The sequence below is a fragment of the Aequorivita capsosiphonis DSM 23843 genome, from assembly GCF_000429125.1.
Lineage (GTDB): Bacteria > Bacteroidota > Bacteroidia > Flavobacteriales > Flavobacteriaceae > Aequorivita > Aequorivita capsosiphonis.
This window is the reverse complement of record NZ_AUBG01000015.1, coordinates 165,121-172,414: the sequence shown is the minus strand read 5'-3', so window position 1 is coordinate 172,414 and position 7,294 is coordinate 165,121. Positions and strand designations below refer to the sequence as shown.

General features: G+C 37.5%; 7 protein-coding genes and 1 tRNA gene. 2 read left to right on the top strand and 6 right to left on the bottom strand.

The genetic code is table 11. The features are described from left to right. Positions 1-6: 6 nt before the first annotated feature. The 3 genes from G440_RS0113910 to mce form a co-directional block, all read right to left on the bottom strand. The gene (locus G440_RS0113910; protein WP_084426805.1) at positions 7-354 is read right to left on the bottom strand and encodes a GIY-YIG nuclease family protein; all 348 of its coding nucleotides are present in this window, start codon (positions 352-354) and stop codon (positions 7-9) included. Beyond that, positions 344-417, bottom strand: a tRNA-Ile gene (locus G440_RS0113905). Before G440_RS0113905 ends, G440_RS0113910 begins: the two co-directional genes overlap by 11 nt. A gap of 228 nt (positions 418-645) precedes the next feature. Next, positions 646-1,053 carry a methylmalonyl-CoA epimerase gene (mce, locus tag G440_RS0113900; RefSeq protein ID WP_026451865.1) on the bottom strand — a complete coding sequence of 136 codons (408 nt, stop codon included), beginning with the start codon at positions 1,051-1,053 and terminating at the stop codon, positions 646-648. Positions 1,054-1,190: 137 nt separating this feature from the next. Here mce and rbfA point away from each other — a divergent pair, with 137 nt between their 5' ends. Both rbfA and G440_RS0113890 read left to right on the top strand, forming a co-directional pair. Then, entirely contained in the window at positions 1,191-1,586 is a 396-nt protein-coding gene (gene rbfA, locus G440_RS0113895; protein WP_026451864.1) for a 30S ribosome-binding factor RbfA, read from the top strand. A 1-nt stretch (position 1,587) separates the two neighbouring features. Continuing rightward, positions 1,588-2,793 carry an FtsX-like permease family protein gene (locus tag G440_RS0113890; protein WP_026451863.1) on the top strand — a complete coding sequence of 402 codons (1,206 nt, stop codon included), beginning with the start codon at positions 1,588-1,590 and terminating at the stop codon, positions 2,791-2,793. Positions 2,794-2,832: 39 nt separating this feature from the next. Here the strand turns inward: G440_RS0113890 and G440_RS0113885 are convergent, their stop codons facing one another. The 3 genes from G440_RS0113885 to G440_RS0113875 form a co-directional block, all read right to left on the bottom strand. Next, positions 2,833-3,489: an FAD-binding oxidoreductase gene (locus G440_RS0113885; protein WP_026451862.1), complete on the bottom strand. Its 657-nt coding sequence runs from the start codon at positions 3,487-3,489 to the stop codon at positions 2,833-2,835. A 178-nt stretch (positions 3,490-3,667) separates the two neighbouring features. Continuing rightward, positions 3,668-4,660 carry a tRNA dihydrouridine synthase DusB gene (dusB, locus tag G440_RS0113880; protein ID WP_026451861.1) on the bottom strand — a complete coding sequence of 331 codons (993 nt, stop codon included), beginning with the start codon at positions 4,658-4,660 and terminating at the stop codon, positions 3,668-3,670. A gap of 204 nt (positions 4,661-4,864) precedes the next feature. Continuing rightward, positions 4,865-7,285, bottom strand: a complete 2,421-nt coding sequence (locus G440_RS0113875; protein ID WP_026451860.1) for a TonB-dependent receptor — start codon at positions 7,283-7,285, stop codon at positions 4,865-4,867. Positions 7,286-7,294 lie beyond the last annotated feature (9 nt).

The following is a 7,294-nucleotide window of genomic DNA, read 5'->3' as shown; positions in this document are numbered from 1 at the left end:
GGAGAGTCAGATGCTCTTGGTCTCATTGATGATCTTTTCCCTTAGTTCTGGATATTTCGAAAGGTTCATAATATATTTTCTGCTCTTCATGCTCTTTATTTTTCGTTCCAACCGGATGGCATGTGCATAACTTCCAACTTCAAATTGTAGGAATAATACCCAATCACTGGCTCTAGAAGTAAACCTGTGGCGGCCATATCTGCCATTGTTGTGGTTTATAATTCGGATGGACAAATCCTCATGGCAAGCGCCAATGTAAAATGAATCTAACTTCTGGCTATATAAAATGTAGGTGTGCGCCATCATAAATAAAAAAGGGGAAGCTAAATATTGCTTCCCCTTGTGGTCCCACATGGGCTCGAACCATGGACCCCCTGATTATGAGTCAGGTGCTCTAACCAGCTGAGCTATGGGACCTAATTTATTCAATTATCATAATGTCATACTAAAAATATATCAGCTATAGAAAACCCCCTGTCCCGAAAGCTTTCGGGAGAGTCAGGTGCTCTAACCAGCTGAGCTATGGGACCTTTATGACTTCAAAATTTCAATTACCGCTTCAAACTTAAACCAAATTGACATCTATAGAAGATAGATTTAAGGTTTGCAAATGTAAAACACTTTACAAATACAGCAAAACTATTTTTAGTTATTCTCAATTTCTTGGCAAAGCTCTACAAGAACGCCGTTGGCAGACTTAGGGTGTAGGAACGCAACTAGCTTATTATCAGCACCTTTTTTAGGTACTTCATTTAATAAAATAAATCCTTCTTTTTTAAGACGTTCCATTTCAACCTTGATGTCTTTAACAGCAAAAGCAATATGATGGATTCCCTCGCCGCGTTTTTCTATAAATTTTGCAATGGGGCTATCTGGGTTTGTCGCTTCCAAAAGTTCAATTTTACTTTCACCACATTTAAAAAAGGAGGTTTCAACCCCTTCACTTTCTACTTTTTCACTTTTATAGGGTGCAGTTCCAAGTAAGGCTTCATATACGCTGTTTGCTTCCATTATACTTTTTACTGCAATACCAATATGCTCTATTTTTTCCATCAAAAATTTAAATTTCATTTCCACCGAGGTGGGAATCTTTATAACAAAGTCAAAAATACAAACTTAATTCCATTGAATTTCAACAAGCTTAAAGCTTCATTTACATAATCTAAGATTTTATGTTCTATTTTTGCACTATGGAAGAAACTAATAGACAAAAAAAAATAGGTAGCGTTTTGCAGAATGATCTCGCAAACGTATTGCAGAATATGCTTCGCGAAGCCGGGCAGATGGGCATTATAATTTCGGTAAGCAAAGTGAGTACAACTACAGACCTTTCCATCGCGAAGGTCTATGTTAGCGTGTTTCCTGCGGATAAAGCAGAAGCGATTGTAGCGGAACTCAACAAAGTAAAACCAAAAATAAAGCATCAAATTGCGCAGCTTACGAAGAATCAGCTTCGGAAAATGCCGGATCTTTCTTTTTACAACGATGATTCTTTGGAATATATCGAAAAGATAGACAATGCAGTAAAAGGCGAAGATAATCCGCTGAAAAATCCAGATTTACTTCCCAAAAGAAAAAAATCGTAACTTGAATTTTTCGTTCTACATCGCCAAGCGCTATTTGTTTTCAAAAAGCAGCAACAATGCCATTAATATTATTACCGGTATTGCTGCTATTGGCGTGATTGTAGTTGCAATGGCACTGTTTATAGTGTTATCGGGATTTTCAGGTTTAAAGGATTTCAGTCTGCAATTCACCAATGTTTTTGACAGCGATCTAAAAATTATTCCCGAAAGTGGAAAAACGATCACATTTTCAGAAGCGCAAAGACAACAACTTAAAAATATTGAAGGAATTGAAACTTTTTCAGAAATAATAGAAGAACGCATTTTTCTTCACTACAAAGGAAAAAACCATATTGCCTATATAAAAGGCGTGGATTCACTTTATGGAAAAGTAACACAGCTAGACAGTATTATGTATTTTGGTCAATGGTTTACACCTCACGAACACCAAGTGGTTGTGGGTCTTTCTACAATTGCCAAGCTCTCCATGGGCGTAAATGATTATACTAATTTATTGGAGCTTTACGTTCCAAAACCTGGAACTGGACAGCTAAACGCACTCGACCCTTCTGATGCTTTTAATAAAGAGAATGTGGTGGTTTCAGGCGTTTATAGCGTAAATGAAGACTTGGATGCCAAATATGTTTTCTCCGATCTGGAATTTGCTCGAAAACTGCTCACTTTGGATAGTTCAAAAATATCTTCGATAGAAATTAAACTGCTGTCAACAGCTTATAAGGAAAATGTGCGCAGCGAAATCGAAAAGATTTTTCCGGAAAAAGTGCTTCTTAAAAATCGAATTCAGCAGAACGACGCGCTCTACAAAATGTTGAATGCTGAAAATTTAGCGGTTTATCTTATCGCCACCTTGGTAGTGATTATTGCACTTTTCAACGTAATTGGTTCCATTATTATGATGGTTTTGGACAAGCGGAAAAATATAAAAACGCTTTATAATATGGGAGCTTCATTGCAAGAGATACGTCGTATCTTTTTCCTCCAAGGAACGCTAATGACGGTATTGGGAGGAGTACTAGGAATCTTATTGGGAATTCTAGCTGTACTCGCGCAACTGAAATTTGAATTTGTTGCCATAACAAGCACCTTACCCTATCCTGTAAAAATGGAGCTCATAAACGTGGTTATCGTTTTTGTAACCATAACTGTTCTAGGGATTATAGCCTCAAAAATTGCATCGAGTAGAGTTAGGGAGAAGTTATTGGCTTAATATCCAAAAAGACACCACTTTTAATTTTTAAGAGCCAATTTATACAATCAGATATTCTGGATCAGCTCCCAAACTTATTAAGGCTTCACAAATTTCTTCTGTAAAATTTTGAGGTCCGCAAACATAGAACCGTGAGTCAAAATTGCCAATAGTTTCAATTAGAAATTTGCGATCAATTCTACGTTCCCTAAAGCCAATTACGCCTTCTCTGGTAAATACATTTTTGTAGGCCGGTCCTAATAATTTTGTTAATTCATCGTGTAAAATGACGTCGTCTTTGGTTTTGTTTGAATACAAAAGCGCGATATTCCGCAGATTTCCACTCTCGAAAAGTGCTCTAAAAATGGCGATAAACGGGGTAATACCCGTACCACCAGCAATGAAAATTCCTGGGCCCTTATACTTGATTGAACCGTAAACATCGTGAAGTAAAAGCTCCGCACCAGTATTAAGCTTGCCCATTTGTGCAGTTACTCCCTTATGGTCTTCGTATATTTTAATAATAAATTCCAGAGTATCCCAATGCTGTAATGAAGTAAACGTAAAGGGACGAATCTGATCCTCCCAACCCGGAAGATTAATGGAAATATGTGCCGATTGTCCGGGAGAATATTCAAAATCTGTAGGTTTTTCTAATACAAATCGCTTCACATTATGACTAACATAATGAGTATTGAGAATCTTTAGTTTTTGCATTTTGTTAATTTGGAATTCAAAGGTAGGTAGGATTTTTAACAAAACCATTTATAAAGAAAGACACTTAGAGACCATTACTCATTGAACAAAAGGATTTGAAGAGAAGAAATATTTCATCTAAGACTCACACCCCCTATGCCTCGGCAGAGTTCATTTGAGAAACCATAGTTCAGTAATCTCAAACAAATTCATAATCACCGAATATTTGTAAAACCTCGTCAAAAGCTTCAAAAACAGAAGCTGAATCATCGCTGGTTACCATTTTCATTCGGTAATCCTTAAAGTTTGGAATTCCCTTGAAATAGTTGGTGTAATGACGGCGGGTCTCAAAAACGCCCAGTTTTTCACCTTTCCAGTCTATGGCCATTTGTAGGTGACGTTTGGCTGCTTCCACGCGTTGAAGCATCGTGGGTGTCGGTAAGTGTTCGCCTGTTTCAAAATAGTGTTTCACTTCCTTAAAAAACCATGGGTAACCAATACTTGCTCGGCCAATCATTGCGCCATCCAAACCGTATTTATCACGCATTTCCATCGCTTTTTCGGGAGTATCAACATCGCCGTTCCCAAAGATGGGAATGTACATGCGTGGGTTGTTTTTAACTTCGGCAATGGGTTTCCAGTCGGCTTCGCCTTTATACATCTGGGCACGTGTTCTGCCGTGAATGGAAAGGGCTTGACAACCTACATCCTGCAACCTTTCGGCAACTTCCATAATTTTAATGGAATCGTGGTCCCAACCCAATCGGGTTTTTACGGTTACGGGAAGTGAAGTGTGCTTTACCATGGCTTCGGTAAGGCTTACCATTAAATCAATATCTTTTAAAATTCCTGCTCCGGCACCTTTACTCACCACCTTTTTTACTGGACAGCCAAAGTTAATGTCGATAATATCTGGGCCACTGGCTTCAACAATTTCAACACTGCGCAACATCGATTCTAAAACTGCACCAAAAATCTGAATGCCTACAGGGCGTTCCTTTTCGTAAATATCGAGTTTCATTACGCTTTTTGCCGCGTCGCGAATAAGCCCTTCGGAAGAGATAAATTCAGTAAAAACCACATCGGCGCCCTGTTCTTTGCATAATGCGCGAAATGGCGGGTCGCTAACGTCTTCCATTGGTGCGAGTAACAAGGGAAATTCTGGCAGTTGTATGTTTCCTATTTTTGGCAATTCATTTTAATTTGGAGGTGCAAAAGTAGTAAATATCAGTAAATAACGATGTTAATTAAAAGCCGAATAGCTCGGGTTGCTTTACACTTAGCTATGACAGCTATTAGGTTTAGTTTCCTCGAATAATCAGCTGTTTATTTTTAATGATAAAGAAATAAGCAACTTTTTTGTTCTCCCTTTAGGGCGGGGTATGGAATAAATAATTTATTTTTCCTTCAATCTATCGCCTTCGTCTGTTACTATCTTTTTGTTATTGTCGCGAAGCCTTGCATTTCCGAAGTTATATTTAAAGCCTACACGAAACAACCTACTCTCTTGGATTGCATAAAACTGATTGTCCTGATTGTAATGCTTTGCAACAGAAGCAACCTGGTTAAGCGTATCAAAAACATCATCAACCCCAGCTGTCAAACTTGCGCGTTTGTCCCAAAATTCTTTTCTAAAGGAAATGTTCACATAACTCTGGTTTTTTAAATAGCGATTGCCAAAAACAAAGTTCGAAATATAAAGTGCGCTAAGATCCGCCGTTAACGAGCGATCTTTGGAGAGAGTAAATTGATTATAAACGCCAAGATACTGTCCAAAAGTATCATTGGTATAAGTGTTCTGAGAACTTTCCAAAGTGTAGAATTTATTGGACAAGTAAAAGGATGAGGTGGTTAAATGAAAGTACCACCAAGCGGTTAGTGAGCTCGCATAAGCTATGTCAAAACTGTATTGGTAAACTTTGTCCAAATTATCTTCTACACTGCGTAATGTGCTATTTTCATTATTTTGAAACGACAAGTTACCCAATCCGTTTCTTGCGTTTTCATAATACAATTCAAAAAACAGTTTATTTTTATGAGCGTAACTCAAAATGATCTTATCTTGGATGGCCGGTACAAGATCGGGGTTTCCACTGATGTAGTTATTTTCAGTAATAAAGTATTTAAACGGGTTTAGGCTTTCATACCTAGGACGTTGAATACTTCTTTTGTATTCAAGACCAACACTATTGTCATCATTGATGGTATAGTTAATCTCTGCTGAAGGGAAAAGTTCAAAATAACTTTGGGTATTCATATCACCCAACGAACGTGAAATGGCATCAATAGTAGTGTATTCAGCACGCAAACCAGTTATAATACTCCATTTCTCCCATTTATTTATATAGTTCACGTAAGCTGCAAAAATATTTTCCTTGTAATTGAAATCATCCGAAAACGCGTTGTTGAAGGTATTGCTATTTTTTTCAGTATCAAAAAAATCTAGTTTACTCTCAGTGTCGATAGTGCTAAATTTTAAACCAGTTTCAAAATTTCCGCCCCATAAAGCAGTGGAAAAATCAGATTGCCCCGTAAAAATAGTACTCTTCTGGGCCGAGTTGGTGAAAAAGCTGCTATTTCGTATAAAGGCATTGTCCGGTAAAAAGTAGTTGGTGCTTACACTTTGGTCCTGATGGTGGTTGTAATAAATATAATTGGCAGTAGCAGAGAGCTTGGCGCCATTATCATTTAATGTTCTGCTATAATCTAATGCAAAAGCCAGATTATCTTTTTTATAATTCACTTGACTCCATGTGGTATTCAATGAATCTACTTGACGCTGGGGATTATAGATGGAAGCATTCCCGTTATTGTGATAGATGTTGTTGGGGGCCAACGAAATATTTGAAGTTAAGCTGAGCGAATTTTTTTCATCTAAGGTAAAATCCAACACTATGTTCCCACTGTGATTATCGGAATTTGTGGTACGGTTGAAATAAGTTTCCCAAATAGATTTTGTGGAAACCTCATCTGTCTTGAAAAAACGGATGAAATTTTCGTCTTCTTTAAATTGCTTTTTGGTGTAGTAACTATAGCTAGCATAGAGATTCAGCCAGTTATTTTTATAAAAATGGGAGGTTCCAAAACTGTATTTTGGATAGATTCCTTGGGTGTACGTAGCGTTTAAAGCGCCTTTATAACCAATGGAAATGGCCTTTGTGGTAATAATATTAAGCACGGTTCCAGCATCGGCATCGTATTTTGCAGAAGGGTTTGTAATTACCTCAATAGATTTAATATTGGCAGCGTCGGTATTTTCCAGAAGCGAGGTTACTTCCGCAGAAGAAAGATAAACACGCTTACCGTTAATGTAAGTTGTGGGTGATGAAAACTTAACTTGAATGCTTTCTCCAATAACAACTACTCCCGGGGTTTTCTTTAATAAATCCATTGTACTTCCTACGGAAAGCGAGGTGTTCTCAACCTTAAAAACCAGTTTACTGGCCGTTTTTTCTATCGTTGGAAGTTTGGTGGTAACAACTGTTTCTCCAAGAGTTTCTTGGCTTTCTTTAAGCTTAATAGTATCGATTATTTTATCTGAAGAAAGATCAATAGTTTCTGTATGATCTTCGAAACCAACATAACTAAAGTTTAGTTTATAAGTTCCCGTTTCCAAGCCTTCTAATATAAAGTTACCATCGGCTTCAGTAGTGCAGCCCTTAATGGGCGTCTCTGAACCCTCATTGTATAGCAAAACATTCACAAAAGACAATGGAAGATTATTTGAGTCCATTACCCTTCCAGAAATATTAAAATCCTGCGCCATCAATATACCTCCAGGGAGGCAACATAAAAGCAAAAAAATTCCTTTCATCATAGAACTAGA

What these genes read in the sequence shown, in the direction of transcription:
- G440_RS0113910 (WP_084426805.1), bottom strand. Translation starts at nt 354, where the DNA reads ATGTGGGACCACAAGGGGAAGCAATATTTAGCTTCCCCTTTTTTATTT.
- mce (WP_026451865.1), bottom strand. Translation starts at nt 1,053, where the DNA reads ATGGAAAAAATAGAGCATATTGGTATTGCAGTAAAAAGTATAATGGAA.
- rbfA (WP_026451864.1), top strand. Translation starts at nt 1,191, where the DNA reads ATGGAAGAAACTAATAGACAAAAAAAAATAGGTAGCGTTTTGCAGAAT.
- G440_RS0113885 (WP_026451862.1), bottom strand. Translation starts at nt 3,489, where the DNA reads ATGCAAAAACTAAAGATTCTCAATACTCATTATGTTAGTCATAATGTG.
- G440_RS0113875 (WP_026451860.1), bottom strand. Translation starts at nt 7,285, where the DNA reads ATGATGAAAGGAATTTTTTTGCTTTTATGTTGCCTCCCTGGAGGTATA.